At 66.2% G+C, this 12543-nt stretch carries 13 protein-coding genes; 8 read left to right on the forward strand and 5 right to left on the reverse strand.

Translation table 11 applies throughout. From position 1 onward, the window contains the following. Positions 1-13 precede the first annotated feature (13 nt). Positions 14-1732, reverse strand: coding sequence for a GGDEF domain-containing protein (locus ACQKLX_RS18200; RefSeq protein WP_427362961.1), 1719 nt, complete (start codon positions 1730-1732; stop codon positions 14-16). 179 nt (positions 1733-1911) lie between these two features. After that, entirely contained in the window at positions 1912-2367 is a 456-nt protein-coding gene (locus ACQKLX_RS18205; protein WP_427362962.1) for a Fur family transcriptional regulator, read from the reverse strand. Between the two features lie 168 nt (positions 2368-2535). On the opposite strand from ACQKLX_RS18205, the gene ACQKLX_RS18210 reads away from it, so the two are divergent. The 5 genes from ACQKLX_RS18210 to ACQKLX_RS18230 all read left to right on the forward strand — a co-directional run bounded on the left by ACQKLX_RS18210 (position 2536) and on the right by ACQKLX_RS18230 (position 6388). After that, positions 2536-3417 carry a metal ABC transporter substrate-binding protein gene (locus ACQKLX_RS18210; RefSeq protein WP_427363048.1) on the forward strand — a complete coding sequence of 294 codons (882 nt, stop codon included), beginning with the start codon at positions 2536-2538 and terminating at the stop codon, positions 3415-3417. Continuing rightward, the gene (locus ACQKLX_RS18215) at positions 3414-4322 is read left to right on the forward strand and encodes a manganese/iron ABC transporter ATP-binding protein (RefSeq protein WP_427362963.1); all 909 of its coding nucleotides are present in this window, start codon (positions 3414-3416) and stop codon (positions 4320-4322) included. Before ACQKLX_RS18210 ends, ACQKLX_RS18215 begins: the two co-directional genes overlap by 4 nt. Further along, positions 4322-5173, forward strand: a complete 852-nt coding sequence (locus ACQKLX_RS18220) for a metal ABC transporter permease (RefSeq protein ID WP_427363049.1) — start codon at positions 4322-4324, stop codon at positions 5171-5173. The genes ACQKLX_RS18215 and ACQKLX_RS18220 overlap by 1 nt, the downstream gene beginning before the upstream one ends. Next, on the forward strand, positions 5170-6018 hold the full coding sequence (locus tag ACQKLX_RS18225; protein WP_427362964.1) for a metal ABC transporter permease: 849 nt from the start codon (positions 5170-5172) through the stop codon (positions 6016-6018). Before ACQKLX_RS18220 ends, ACQKLX_RS18225 begins: the two co-directional genes overlap by 4 nt. Before the next feature lie 115 nt (positions 6019-6133). After that, positions 6134-6388 carry a hypothetical protein gene (locus ACQKLX_RS18230; RefSeq protein ID WP_427362965.1) on the forward strand — a complete coding sequence of 85 codons (255 nt, stop codon included), beginning with the start codon at positions 6134-6136 and terminating at the stop codon, positions 6386-6388. A 21-nt stretch (positions 6389-6409) separates the two neighbouring features. On the opposite strand, the gene ACQKLX_RS18235 is transcribed toward ACQKLX_RS18230, so the two are convergent. Together ACQKLX_RS18235 and ACQKLX_RS18240 are read right to left on the reverse strand one after the other, a co-directional pair. Beyond that, entirely contained in the window at positions 6410-7216 is an 807-nt protein-coding gene (locus ACQKLX_RS18235) for a transglutaminase-like domain-containing protein (protein ID WP_427362966.1), read from the reverse strand. 99 nt (positions 7217-7315) lie between these two features. Continuing rightward, positions 7316-8062 carry an enoyl-CoA hydratase-related protein gene (locus ACQKLX_RS18240; RefSeq protein ID WP_427362967.1) on the reverse strand — a complete coding sequence of 249 codons (747 nt, stop codon included), beginning with the start codon at positions 8060-8062 and terminating at the stop codon, positions 7316-7318. A gap of 174 nt (positions 8063-8236) precedes the next feature. On the opposite strand from ACQKLX_RS18240, the gene ACQKLX_RS18245 reads away from it, so the two are divergent. Further along, the gene (locus ACQKLX_RS18245) at positions 8237-10309 is read left to right on the forward strand and encodes a 3-hydroxyacyl-CoA dehydrogenase NAD-binding domain-containing protein (protein ID WP_427362968.1); all 2073 of its coding nucleotides are present in this window, start codon (positions 8237-8239) and stop codon (positions 10307-10309) included. A gap of 3 nt (positions 10310-10312) precedes the next feature. Here ACQKLX_RS18245 and ACQKLX_RS18250 read toward each other — a convergent pair whose 3' ends face one another. Further along, entirely contained in the window at positions 10313-10792 is a 480-nt protein-coding gene (locus tag ACQKLX_RS18250; RefSeq protein ID WP_427362969.1) for an Lrp/AsnC family transcriptional regulator, read from the reverse strand. Between the two features lie 186 nt (positions 10793-10978). Between ACQKLX_RS18250 and ACQKLX_RS18255 the strand changes: the two genes are divergently transcribed. After that, the gene (locus ACQKLX_RS18255; protein WP_427362970.1) at positions 10979-11500 is read left to right on the forward strand and encodes a cysteine dioxygenase; all 522 of its coding nucleotides are present in this window, start codon (positions 10979-10981) and stop codon (positions 11498-11500) included. Between the two features lie 176 nt (positions 11501-11676). Continuing rightward, positions 11677-12537 carry a calcium-binding protein gene (locus tag ACQKLX_RS18260; RefSeq protein ID WP_427362971.1) on the forward strand — a complete coding sequence of 287 codons (861 nt, stop codon included), beginning with the start codon at positions 11677-11679 and terminating at the stop codon, positions 12535-12537. Positions 12538-12543: the final 6 nt, after the last annotated feature.

The following is a 12543-nucleotide window of genomic DNA, read 5'->3' on the forward strand; positions in this document are numbered from 1 at the left end:
GGCCCGCTGGCCTTCAGGCCACTCGGGTCGGCGCGGTCACGATAGCACCGGCGAGGGATGGCTCGCCGGCGATGCTGATCCGATTCCGACCTTCGGCTTTGGCTGCGTAAAGCGCCTGGTCCGCGGCCTCGATCAGGGCTTCCCAATCCGCCCCGCCGCGGCGTCCGGTGGCGACGCCGAAGCTCGCGGTGACGCGCAGCTCCGCACCGTCAGCGAGCGTGATCGCCTGCTCGGCGATCGCAGCGCGCAGCGTATCCGCGATCCGTGCGAGCGTGCGGATGCCGGTGTTCGGTAGGACGATGGCGAATTCCTCGCCGCCATAGCGCATGACGAGATCGTTCTTGCGGACCATCTCTGTCACCAGCGTCGCGACAGCGCGCAGGACGGCATCGCCGGCGACATGGCCATAGGTGTCGTTGATCGGCTTGAACCGGTCGATATCCATCAGGATCAGCCCGGTCTCGTTGGGCAGATAGTCGAAATCGGGATCGCCCTGGCCGAGACGGTCGAAGGTGCGGCGGTTCAGCAGGCCTGTGAGCGCATCGGTATCGGCCTGCACCTTCAAGCGCTCGGTCAGGCGCAGGCGTTCGCGCAGCTTGAGGCGCAGGATCTCGAGCGCAGCGAACACCTCATGGACCTCGCCGCCATGCCTGCCGGTCCGTGCCGGCCGATCGAGGCCGCGTTCCTCCGCGAGCGCGACGATATGGTCGCGGGCCTGGAGCAGCGGCCTGAATATCCGGCGGCGCGCCGCCAGAAGCAGGGACAGATTGATCAGGACGATCAGCACGGTGAAGGCGGCGACGGCCTGCAGCCACCAGGCGCTGGTCATGCGGGCCGCTTGAGCGTGCTTCAGCATGTCGTCGAGGAAGCGCTCGCGCAACTGCTCCAGCGGCGCCATCGACGGCACATACTGCAAGGTCATTTCTTCGGTCGTGACCGAATAGCGGTTCGAGCGGCCCTCTGCCGCCAATCGCGTGATCAGTCCGAGGCCGGTGCCAAAATAGAGCCTGTTCGCTTCGTGCACGGCGGCGACCAGCTCGGGCGCGTCGCCATGGACGGCGAGCTGGTGCTCGAGCGACTGCCAGATCTGCAAGATGCGGCCGCGGGTGAGGGCGAGCTCGCCGTCGGCAGTGGCGGAAAGCGGCTCGTGTGCAGCGATCGACGGGGCGAGGAAGGAGCCCATCCGCCCGGCATATTCACGCAGATCGCCGAGCATCTGTCCGGTCAAGGCGTGTCCGGCTAGGCTGCTGTCGTGCTCGACCAGTTCGGCCATGGCTGCGCTCACCACTGGCCGCGTCGTCTCGACGACGTCAAACATGCCGGCGATGACGCCTTGGATATCGGCGCCGCTACGATCGGCCAGGGGCAGGGCGCTCATCCGATCGGCCGCGCGGCGCGCCTCGGCGAGACGCGCATGGACGGCATCCAGCCTGCCGCGCGTGACAAGATGCGGTGCGAGCCCATTATCGGCATCCGGGTCGATCTCGGCCAAAGCGCGATCGCTCAGCGCGCGGAACTCGGCGAGCTTGCGCCGTGCCGGCGTGTCGGGCGCAGGCTCCTCGCCGAGCACGCTGTTCATCGGGCCACGTTCGGCGGAGAGCCGGTTCGCCGCGGTCAGAACCTTGCGGTAAAGCGTGAGGGCCTCGAGGTTGCGGTTGGCGCGGAGATGGTCGCCGCCCAGAATGCTGATCAGGCCGAGCGCCAGCGCAAGCGACAGCGCGAGCAAGATCATGCAGCCCAGGACGAGCTTTGTATCGAGGCTGGCGCCGCGTCGCGTAAGGGCGGCGACAGGCTTTGAGGATCGATCGCTCAAGAGGGCTGCTTCGCAGAAGGACGAGTTGCCGTTGCGTGAGCTATCGAAGGGCGGCTCTTGAGATTCGGTAAACCCGATGCCGCCAAAAGGACGATGTGTCAGCTCTCCGCCGGCTTGCGGCGCGTCTTCCGGCCGAGCTTCCTGCCGTAGAGTTCGAGCTTGTGCCGGACGATCTCATAGCCAAGCTCGGCTGCGATCTTGGCCTGGAGTGCCTCGATCTCGGGTGAGGAGAACTCGACGACCTGGCCGGTCTCGACATCGATCAGGTGATCATGGTGCTGCTGGTCGGCATGCTCGTAGCGCGAGACGCCGTCCTCGAAGGCGTGGCGCTCGATCGCGCCCTGCGTCTCCAAGAGCTTCATGGTGCGATAGACGGTCGAGAGCGAGAGCGTCGGGTCGTGCACGAAGGCGCGCGTGAATATGCCCTTGGCATCGGGATGGTCGTCGGCCTCGGCCAGGACCCTCAGGATCAGCCGGCGCTGCTGGGTCATGCGCAGGCCCGCCTTGCGGAGCTGGTGCTCGAACTCCGTCACGCGCTGGTCGATTCCTTTCATGCGCGAGAGGTAGCAACCCTGAGAGGCATTTGCAAAAAAGCCTTATCGCAATTCGTTTGCAATTGCGTTGACAAATGCAATTGGGTTGCAATAGCGTGAGATATTCCCCGTTCCGCCATTGGAGAGATCATGCCGTCGCGCCGCTATGCCCTTGCCCTTGCCGCTGCCATGACGCTGGTGGCCGGTCTTCCCGGTTCCATCGCGAGCGCCTTCGCACAGACCGCGCCGGGCAAGCCCTTGCGCGTCGTAACGACCTTCACGGTGATCCAGGACATCGCCCAGAACGTCGCCGGTACGGCTGCTATCGTCGAGTCGATCACCAAGCCGGGCGCCGAGATCCATGACTACCAGCCGACCCCGCTCGATGTGGTGAAGGCGCAGTCGGCCGATCTCGTGCTCTGGAACGGGATGAACCTGGAGCGCTGGTTCGAGAAGTTCTTCGACAATGTGAAGAACGTCCGCAGTGCGGTGGTGACCGACGGCATCGAGCCGATGGGCATCAAGGAAGGGCCCTATGAGGGCAAGCCCAACCCGCATGCCTGGATGTCGACCGCGAGCGCGCTGATCTATGTCGAGAACATCCGCAAAGCGCTGGCCGAGGCCGATCCGGCCAATGCCGCGACCTACGCGAAAAACGCCGCGGATTACTCCGCCCAGATCAAGGCGATGGACGCGCCCTTGCGCGCCCGGCTCGACAAGGTGCCGGCCGAGAAGCGCTGGCTCGTCTCCAGCGAGGGCGCCTTCAGCTATCTGACCCGCGACTATGGCTGGCGCGAAGCCTATCTCTGGCCGATCAATGCCGACGAGCAGGGCACGCCGCAGCAGGTGCGCCGGCTGATCGATCTCGTCCGCAAGAACAAGATTCCGGCCGTGTTCAGCGAGAGCACGATCTCGGACAAGGCCGCCAGACAGGTGGCGCGTGAGACCGGCGCCAAGTATGGCGGCGTGCTCTATGTCGACTCGCTGTCGGATGCGCGCGGAGTGGTGCCGACTTATCTCAAGCTGCTCGAAGTCACCGTCGACACGATTGCCAAGGGGTTCGGCCAGTGAACCGGGAGGCCGCTGAAATCCGCCCGGGGCAGGGGCCGACGCCGTCGATCGTGGTCAGCGGCGTCACTGTCCGCTACGCCAACGGTGTCACCGCCGTGAACGACGCTTCCTTCGCGCTCGGACCGGGCACGATCTGCGCGCTGGTCGGCGTCAACGGCTCCGGCAAGTCGACGATCTTCAAGACCCTGATGGGCTTCCTGAAGCCGGCACAGGGGCTGGTCAGCATCGCCGGAATGGAGGTGCGCCAGGCGCTGAAGCGTGGGCTCGTCGCCTATGTGCCGCAGGCCGAGGAGGTCGACTGGACCTTTCCCGTGCTGGTGGACGACGTCGTGATGATGGGGCGCTACGGCCATATGGGCTTCATGCGCCTGCCGCGGAAGGCCGATCGCGAGGCGGCCGAGCAGGCGCTCGATCGCGTCAACATGCTGGAATTCCGCCGCCGCCAGATCGGCGAGCTCTCCGGCGGCCAGCGCAAGCGCGTCTTCCTGGCACGCGCGCTGGCGCAAGGCGGGCAGGTGATCCTGCTCGACGAGCCCTTCACCGGCGTCGACGTCAAGACCGAAGACCAGATCGTCCAGCTGATGCGTGAGCTGCGGGCGGAAGGGCGCCTGATGCTGGTCTCGACCCATAATCTCGGCTCGATCCCGGATTTCTGCGACCAGGTCGTGATCGTCAACAAGACCGTCCTCGCCGCAGGGCCGACCGAGACCACCTTCACCCAGGACAATCTGCAGCGGGCCTTCGGCGGCGCGCTTCGGCATTTCCGCCTGGAAGGCGCGAGCCTGCACGCCGATGCCGACGAGCGGCGTGTGACCGTGATCACCGATGACGAGCGCCCGCTCGTCTTCTATGGCGATCGCGATCACGAGAAGCCTGCCGCCGGCAGGAAGGACGGGCAGCCGTGATGGAGCTCCTGCTCGAACCCTTCGGCTACCAGTACATGGTCAAGGCGATCTGGGTCTCGGCGCTGGTCGGCGGCGTCTGCGCCGTCCTGTCCTGCTATCTGATGCTCAAGGGCTGGTCGCTGATGGGCGATGCGCTGGCGCATGCGATCGTGCCCGGCGTCGCGCTCGCCTATCTCCTGAAGGTTCCCTATGCCGCCGGCGCTTTCTTCTCCGGCCTGCTGGCGGCGCTCGCCATGGCGCTGGTCCGGGTGCGCACGCAACTGCGCGAGGATGCCGTGATCGGCATCGTCTTTACCAGCTTCTTCGCTGTCGGACTGATGATCGTCTCGATCAACCCGACCTCGGTCAATGTCCAGTCGATCGTGCTCGGCAATATCCTCGGCATCTCCGACGAGGACGTGATCCAGGTCGCGATCATCGCCTTCATCTCGCTCGCCATCCTGCTGCTGCGCTGGAAGGATCTGATGCTGGTCTTCTTCGACGAGAACCAGGCGCGCGCCGTCGGCCTGTCGCCGACGCGGCTCAAGATCCTGTTCTTCGTGCTGCTCTCGGCCTGCACCGTCGCGGCGCTGCAGACGGTCGGCGCCTGCCTCGTCATCGCCATGGTGGTGACGCCCGGCGCGACCGCCTATCTGTTGACCGACCGCTTCGGCCGGCTGATCGCGATCGCGGTGACGATGGGCGTCGTGACGTCGGCGGTCGGCGCCTATGCCAGTTACTTCCTCGACGGCTCGACCGGCGGTCTCATCGTCGTGTTCCAGACGCTGCTGTTCCTGGCCGCCTTCCTGTTCGCGCCCAAGCACGGCCGCCTCGGCGCGCGCCGGGCGGCCAGCGTCGGAGGCCCGGCATGAGCCTGATCCAGACTTGGCTGCTCGCGCCCTTCGCGCATGAGTTCATGCTGCGCGGCCTTGCCGTCGCGGTGATGGTCGGGCTCGTCTGCGCGGTTCTGTCCTGTTTCCTCGTGCTCAAGGGCTGGTCGCTGATGGGCGACGCGGTCTCGCATGCGGTGCTGCCCGGCATCGTGCTCGCCCATATCGCCAGCCTGCCGCTCGCCATCGGCGCCTTCGTCGCCGGCCTGACCTGCGCCTTCGGCATCGGCTATCTCAAGGAGAACAGCCGGGTGAAGGAGGACACGGTGATGGGTATCGTCTTCTCCGGCATGTTCGCGCTCGGCCTCGTGCTCTTCGTCAAGGTCGACAGCGATCAGCACCTCCTGCACATCCTGTTCGGCAACATGCTCGGCGTGACCTGGTCCGACATCGCCGAGACGGCGCTGATCGCCCTGCCGGTCGCCGGCTTCATGCTGGTCAAACGGCGCGACTTCCTGTTGCACGCCTTCGACCCCGCGCATGCACGGGCGATCGGCCTGCCGGTCAGGGCGCTGCATTTCGGCTTGCTCGCCATGCTGGCGCTGACCATCGTCGCCGCGCTGAAGGCGGTCGGCATCATCCTCGTCGTCGCCATGCTGATCGCGCCCGGTGCAATCGGCTATCTGACGACGCGCCGCTTCGACCTGATGCTGCTGGTCGCGGTCGCGGCGGCGGTGACGTCAAGCGTCCTCGGCACGATCCTGAGCTTCCATCTCGACGTCGCGACCGGACCTTGCATCGTCGTGGCGCAGGCAGTGCTGTTCCTGGCTGCACTAGTGGGTAGCCTGCTCAGGGCCCGGAGATTGGCCGCACTACGCCCGGCCTGAACCGCACTGCGAAAAATGAGCTCGCTCCGGAATAAGGCCGCCCACCATTCGTTCTTCCCAAATCCGCCCAGTTGTCCCGCTGCGATGGGGCATGGCCGAGATGGAGGAGATGAGGATGAGCGAGACCGACAAAGGGCGACGAACGCTGTTGCGGCTGGCGCTGTTCGCCTTGCCCATGGTGATCGCCGGCTCAGCGCTGACCGCGACAGCAGCGCGGGCCGACGATGATGATGACGATGATGATCGCCGCCGCCGTCGCTGGTATCGCCGCCGCTATGACGACGATGGCTATCGGCGGCGTTGGCGCGATGACGACTATTATCGCTGGCGGCGGCGCAGGCGTCGTCGTGACGATGACGACGATGATTGATCGTTGTGGCTGAGGCTAGGATCAGGCGGCCCGCGCCGGCTCGCTGTCCTCGATGCGGCTGACCTCGACCCATTGCTTCAGGCAGTGGCACAGGCTGCCGCTGGTCAGGAAGGCGATGTCGGCCGCGTCGCGTCCGGCGGCGATGCGGACCATGCCCTCGATCGGCGCCAGCCGGGTCGGGTCGACCAGCCACCAGCGCCCGTCGAGGAAGACCTCGAAGACGGCATGGAAATCCGGCGGATCGAGATCGGCGGCATAGACGCTGACGGCACGCGCCGGCAGGTTCAGCGCGCGGCAGAGCGCGATGCCGAGATGGCTGAAGTCGCGGCAGACGCCAGCGCGGTCGATGAAGGTCTGCTCGGCCGTGGTCTGCGCATTGCTGACGCCGTGCACATAGTCGACGTGTTCCTGCAGCCAGTCGACGACAGCGAGGACCTTGGCTCCGCCGGCTTCGATGTCGCTGAACTCGCGCTGGGCGAAACGCATCAGATTGTCCGAGGGGCAGAATCGGCTCGGCAGCAGATAGGGCAGGACCTCGGCCGGCAGTTCGGCCCAGGCGTGCTGCTGCGCATCGGCATGCAGCAATCGCCGCGTGCCGTTGTCGATCGTGCCCTGGTACTGGATCGAAACCTGGCCCGACAGCACGGCGCGGAAGCGGCGCATGCCGGTCTCCGCGTCGAGATCGCGGATCAGCTCGGCGCCCTGATCGACCAATAGGCGGTCGGAGATGATGGTCTGGTCCGAGGATCGCGCCGGTTCGATCGCGACGATCACCGGCGTGTCATGGTCGAAGCGGTAGACGAGGGTGGCGACGACCTTCAACTTCACATCCTGCTCCCTATAATCGCTGACGCGCGTCAACGTGGCGAAGAGCAGGATGTTCCGCGATTCCCGCGACAGAGGCGCGACGGACGCGCGCCGGCGCCGTCAGCGCTTGGTCAGGAACGCCATGAAGGCGGCTTGCGCTTCGGCCGATTGCAGCCGCTCGCCGAAATGGCGCGCCTCTGTCGCGATCGTCTCGGCGACGGCGACGGCATTGCCGCGCTTGAGTAGTGCCTTGGTCAGCGCGACCGATTGCGGCGGCAGCGCCGCGAGCGCCTTGGCCTTGTCGAGCGCGGCAGCGAGCGCGCTACCTTCGTCGGTGACGGCGTTGATCAGACCGGCTTCCTGCGCCAGCTCGGGGCCGAAGGCCTCGCCCAGCATCAGCAGCTCGGCGGCGCGCTTGCTGCCGGCGATCAGCGGCAGGAGATAGCTCGAGCCGCCTTCCGGACAGAGGCCGAGCGTGACGAAGGGCATGCGGAAGCTGGCACCGCTGCCGGCGAAGGCGAGATCGCAGTGCAGCAGCATGGTGGTGCCGATGCCGACGGCGAAGCCCTCGACCGCTGCGACGATCGGCTTCTTCGCTGTCGAGATCGCGGTCAGGAAGTCGATGGCGACGCGCGGGCCGTCCATACCGCCGGCGGCGAAATCCTTGATGTCGTTGCCGCTGGTGAAGCAACCGCCGGCTCCGGTCAGCACGACCGCCCGCACCGTCTCGTCCGCATCGGCCGCGGCGAGCGCGTCGATCAGCCCCTGATAGGTGGCGCGGTCGAGCGCATTGCGCCGATCGGGCCGGTTCATGGTGATCTGCCTGACGCCCTCGGCCGGGGTCTCGCTCAGAACGGTCTCGGTCATGCAAGCCTTCTCATTATCCCTTCCGCCGGAAGCGTGCGGCAGACGATGAGGGAGCCGCTTGTGCCGGTCAAGGAAGCCCTTAGGCTCAGGCGTTGCGGGAGCTCCGTCATTATTTTAAGCTTCAAATAATTCAGCGGCGCGGCTGCGTCGCCGGCAGGACAGGGTGGAGATCGCATGCCTACCGTCACATTGACCCGCCAGGGCGGGATCGCCGTCGCGACGCTCGACAACCCGCCGGTGAATGCCCTTTCGGCCGCGCTGCGGGCCGATCTCGGCGCCGCGCTCGCGCAGGCGATGGCCGATCCGGACGTGACGGCGCTGGTCATCGCTGCCAAGGGTCGTGCCTTCATCGCTGGCGCCGATATCAGCGAATTCGGCAAGCCGCCGTTGCCGCCGATCCTGCCCGACCTGCTGGCGGCGATCGAGAATGCGCCGAAACCGGTGGTCGCGGCGATCGAAGGCGTTGCATTGGGTGGCGGGCTCGAGGTCGCGCTCGCCTGCCATGGCCGCGTCGCGAGCCCAGCCGCCAGGCTCGGCCTGCCGGAGATCAAGCTCGGCCTGATTCCGGGAGCCGGCGGCACACAGCGCCTGCCGCGGCTGATCGGGGCGGCCGCCGCCTTCCCGATGATGCTCTCGGGCGAGCCGATTCCGGCGCAGAAGGCGCTGGCGCTCGGTCTGGTCGACAAGCTCGTCGAGGCTGATGCCGTCGGTGCAGCGATCGGGCTGGCGCAGGAGCTGGCGGGCGAGGGCGCGCCGGTGAAGACCAGCGCGCGCAGCGACAAGCTGACGCCGGCCGAGCGCGAGACCTTCGAGGCGCTGGCGAAGGAGGCGCTGGCAAAGTCGGGCGAGATGCCGAACGTCGCGGCGCTGGTCGAGGCGGTGCGCGCAGCGCTGACGCTGTCGCTGGCGGAAGGGCTTGCCACCGAGCGGGCGCTGTTCGTGAAGCTCCTTGGCGACGAGCGCTCCAAGGCGCTGCGCCATGTGTTCTTCGCCGAGCGCGAGGCGGCGAAGGTTCCGGGCATCGACGACAGCGTGAAGCCGCGCCCGATCGCGCGGGCTGCCGTGATCGGCGCCGGCACCATGGGCGGCGGCATCGCCATGTGCTTCGCCAATGCCGGCATCCCGGTGACGCTGATCGAGACCACGCAGGAGCAGATAGACAAGGGCCATGCCCGGGTGCGCGACACCTATGGCTTCTCGGTCAAGCGCGGCTCGATGACCGAGGCGTTGCGTGAGCAGCGCATGGCGCTGATCACACCGGCGGTCGGGCTTGCCGCTGCCGCCGAGGCCGACATCGTGATCGAGGCCGCGTTCGAGGAGATGGGCGTCAAGCGTGAGATCTTCGGCGCGCTCGACACGATCGCCAAGCCGGGCGCGATTCTCGCCAGCAACACCTCCTATCTCGACCTCGCCGAGATCGCGGCGGTGACGAGCAGGCCGGCCGATGTGCTCGGCATGCACTTCTTCAGCCCGGCGAATGTGATGAAGCTGCTGGAGATCGTCCGCCCGGCCAGCGTCGCCAACGATGCGGTTGCGACTGCGATTGCGCTCGGGCGCAAGCTCGGCAAGGTGCCGGTCGTGGTCGGCAACTGCTTCGGCTTCGTCGGCAACCGCATGCTGGAGGCGCGTACTCGCGCCGCCGAGCGCCTGCTCGTCGCTGGCGCCCTGCCACACGAGGTCGATGCGGCGCTGACCGGCTTCGGCTTCAAGATGGGGCCGTTCGCCATGTCGGACCTCGCCGGCAACGACATCAGCTGGCGCAGCCGCAAGGCGCGCGGCAAGAGCGCTGCGGTGGCGGATGCGATCTGCGAGCGCGGCTGGTTCGGGCAGAAGACCGGGCGCGGCTATTATCGCTATCCGGAAGGCGCCCGCGCCGGCGAGCGTGATCCCGAGGTCGAGGCGCTGATCGCCGAAGTCTCGGCCAGCAAGGGCGTGACGCGGCGCAGCTTCACAGCCGAGGAGATCCTGGCGCGGCTGCTCGATCCGATGGTCAACGAGGGCGCGCGTATCCTCGACGAGGGCATCGCGACCCGCGCCGGCGACATCGATACGGTCTGGCTCAACGGCTACAACTGGCCGGCCTGGCGCGGTGGTCCGATGCACTGGGCCGACAGCGTCGGGCTGGGCGCCATCGTCGAGCGGCTGGAGCAACAGGCGGCGGAGAGCGGCGATGCCTCGCTCGAACCGGCGCCACTGCTGCGCAAGCTTGCGACTGAGGGCAAGGGTTTCGGCTCGCTCCGCGCTTGAGACTTATTGCTCCTCGGCTGCGAAGCCGAGGGGAATCGCGGTGGTCGATTTGAGCTCCTCCATGGCGAACATGGAGGTGACGTCGCTGAGCTCGATGCGCGAGATCAGCTTCTTGTAGAGGGCGTCATAGGCGGCGATATCCGAGACATAGGCCTTGAGCAGATAGTCGATGTCGCCGCTCATCCGGTAGAAGTCGACGATCTCGGGCAGGTCGTGCACCGCCGCGTGGAAGCGCTCCAGCCACTCCATCGTATGGCGCGCCGTCTTCACCGCGATGAAGACGGTGACGCCGGCCTTGAGCCTGGTGCGGTCGAGCAGCGCGACCCGCCGCCTGATATGACCTTCCGCCTCGAGCTTCTGGATGCGCCGCCAGCACGGCGTCGGCGACAGCCCGACCGCATCAGCGATCTCGGCCAGTGGTTTGCTGGCATCCTCCTGCAGCAGCGCGAGGATACGCAGATCGAAGGCGTCGAGCTTGACCACGGCTGTGGATTCCCCCGGAAAGGAATATCGCCCGCTATACGGGTTCTGAAATCAATTTCTCATGTTTGGAATAAAATTGGTATCAGTTTCCAATCTTTCCCTGTTTCAAGCGACGGATCGCAAACTATTCCCACCGGATCCGCCCTATCATTCTCCGGTCATTCGATGTGACGGGAGATGAGGGACATGCAGGGCTTTCTCGGCGAAGAGCGGCGCGGCGCGGTGCTGAATGCCCTTCGGACCCATGAGGGAACCTGCTCGCGCGATTACCTTGCTGCAGCGCGCGCGGTTCTGAACGAGCTCGTAGCTGTCCCCGATCTGATCCAGCGCCTGCCGCTGCTGCGCAAGCCCGGCAGCTATGCCCGTAACCTGCTTGCCGGCAACGACGCCGTCAGCGTCTGGGCGATGGTCTGGGCCGAGGGGTCCACGACCTGCATCCACGACCATCACTGCTCATGCTGCTTCGGCATGGTCACGGGCGCCCTGACGGAAACCTGGTATCGCGCCATCGATGCGAGCCGCGCCGTGGCGACCGAGGAACACGACCGCCAGGCCGGCTATGTCGCCTGCATGCTGCCGACGGGGCCGAACATCCACCGCATGCAGAACCGCGGTGTCGGCGATGCGATCTCGATCCACATCTACGGCTACGATCACCATCTCCAGGATTCCTCGGTCGAGACCGAGTACACGGCCGTGGCTGGCTGAACATCGCTGCCAGATCCCGCGTCAGAGAGCGCACCGGCAGAATTGATGGGGTGCGGTCGGGAGTTCCCCGACCGAGCCCTTTTGCCATCATGATGTCGCAACCCGCATCAACTCTGCCGGCGGGGAGATCATTGACGATCAAAACGGGTGGGCCAGCTGTCAAGGAGACTTGAGGCATGAGCCTGAACGTTCTGCAGAACCGTTGGGATGGCACCGAGGGCAACGATTCCTGGGTGGCCGAGAACAGCACAAAGGGTTGGACCGCCTATGGTCGCGGCGGCGACGACCACATCACCGGCAGCCCGCTCGCCGACATGCTGTCCGGCGGCGACGGTTTCGACGTCATTCATGGTGGCGGCGGGAGTGACCGTCTCTATGGAGGCGAAGGCGTCGACCAGCTCTATGGCGGAGACGGCAATGACCTGATCGAGGGCGGCGGCCAGTACGACCTGATCTATGCCGGCAACGGCAACGACGTGGTGATCGGCGGCGGCATCGCCTATGGCGAGGCCGGGAATGACAGGCTCCATGGTAGCGACGAGCGGGACATCATGTCCGGCGGCGACGGCAACGATACGCTCAATGGCGGCAATGGCGCCGATTTCCTGATGGGAGGCGCCGGCTCCGACACGATCCATAGCGGCGGCGACAACTCCGGCAACTTCTTCTACACGGACGAGCTGCAAGGCGACGGCGGCAAGGACTTCCTCCACGGCGATCTGGGCCGCGACGTCTTCGTCTATTGGGGTGTCAGCGACAGCGCTCCCGGGGCGGCCGCACGCGACGTCATCTACAACTTCACGCAAGGCGCGGACGATATCCAGCTCGCCATGGATGCAGACGCCAATACGGCCGAGCAGGAAGATTTCGTCTTCATCGGCACGGATGCGTTCAGTGGCGAGGCTGGTGAGCTGCGCTATGAAGCCTCGAACGGCAGCACCTTCGTCACCGGCGATGTGAACGGCGATAGCCTGGCTGATTTCGAGATAGAGCTCGTCGGCGAGGTCGATCTCACGGCCTCGGACTTCATGTACTGAAGCCAG

The organism is Allobosea sp. NPDC003192 (assembly GCF_050275675.1).
Taxonomy (GTDB): domain Bacteria; phylum Pseudomonadota; class Alphaproteobacteria; order Rhizobiales; family Beijerinckiaceae; genus Allobosea.

What these genes read in the sequence shown, in the direction of transcription:
- ACQKLX_RS18200 (WP_427362961.1), bottom strand. Translation starts at nt 1,732, where the DNA reads ATGATCTTGCTCGCGCTGTCGCTTGCGCTGGCGCTCGGCCTGATCAGC.
- ACQKLX_RS18205 (WP_427362962.1), bottom strand. Translation starts at nt 2,367, where the DNA reads ATGAAAGGAATCGACCAGCGCGTGACGGAGTTCGAGCACCAGCTCCGC.
- ACQKLX_RS18210 (WP_427363048.1), top strand. Translation starts at nt 2,536, where the DNA reads ATGACGCTGGTGGCCGGTCTTCCCGGTTCCATCGCGAGCGCCTTCGCA.
- ACQKLX_RS18220 (WP_427363049.1), top strand. Translation starts at nt 4,322, where the DNA reads ATGGAGCTCCTGCTCGAACCCTTCGGCTACCAGTACATGGTCAAGGCG.
- ACQKLX_RS18225 (WP_427362964.1), top strand. Translation starts at nt 5,170, where the DNA reads ATGAGCCTGATCCAGACTTGGCTGCTCGCGCCCTTCGCGCATGAGTTC.
- ACQKLX_RS18230 (WP_427362965.1), top strand. Translation starts at nt 6,134, where the DNA reads ATGAGCGAGACCGACAAAGGGCGACGAACGCTGTTGCGGCTGGCGCTG.
- ACQKLX_RS18240 (WP_427362967.1), bottom strand. Translation starts at nt 8,062, where the DNA reads ATGACCGAGACCGTTCTGAGCGAGACCCCGGCCGAGGGCGTCAGGCAG.
- ACQKLX_RS18245 (WP_427362968.1), top strand. Translation starts at nt 8,237, where the DNA reads ATGCCTACCGTCACATTGACCCGCCAGGGCGGGATCGCCGTCGCGACG.
- ACQKLX_RS18255 (WP_427362970.1), top strand. Translation starts at nt 10,979, where the DNA reads ATGCAGGGCTTTCTCGGCGAAGAGCGGCGCGGCGCGGTGCTGAATGCC.
- ACQKLX_RS18260 (WP_427362971.1), top strand. Translation starts at nt 11,677, where the DNA reads ATGAGCCTGAACGTTCTGCAGAACCGTTGGGATGGCACCGAGGGCAAC.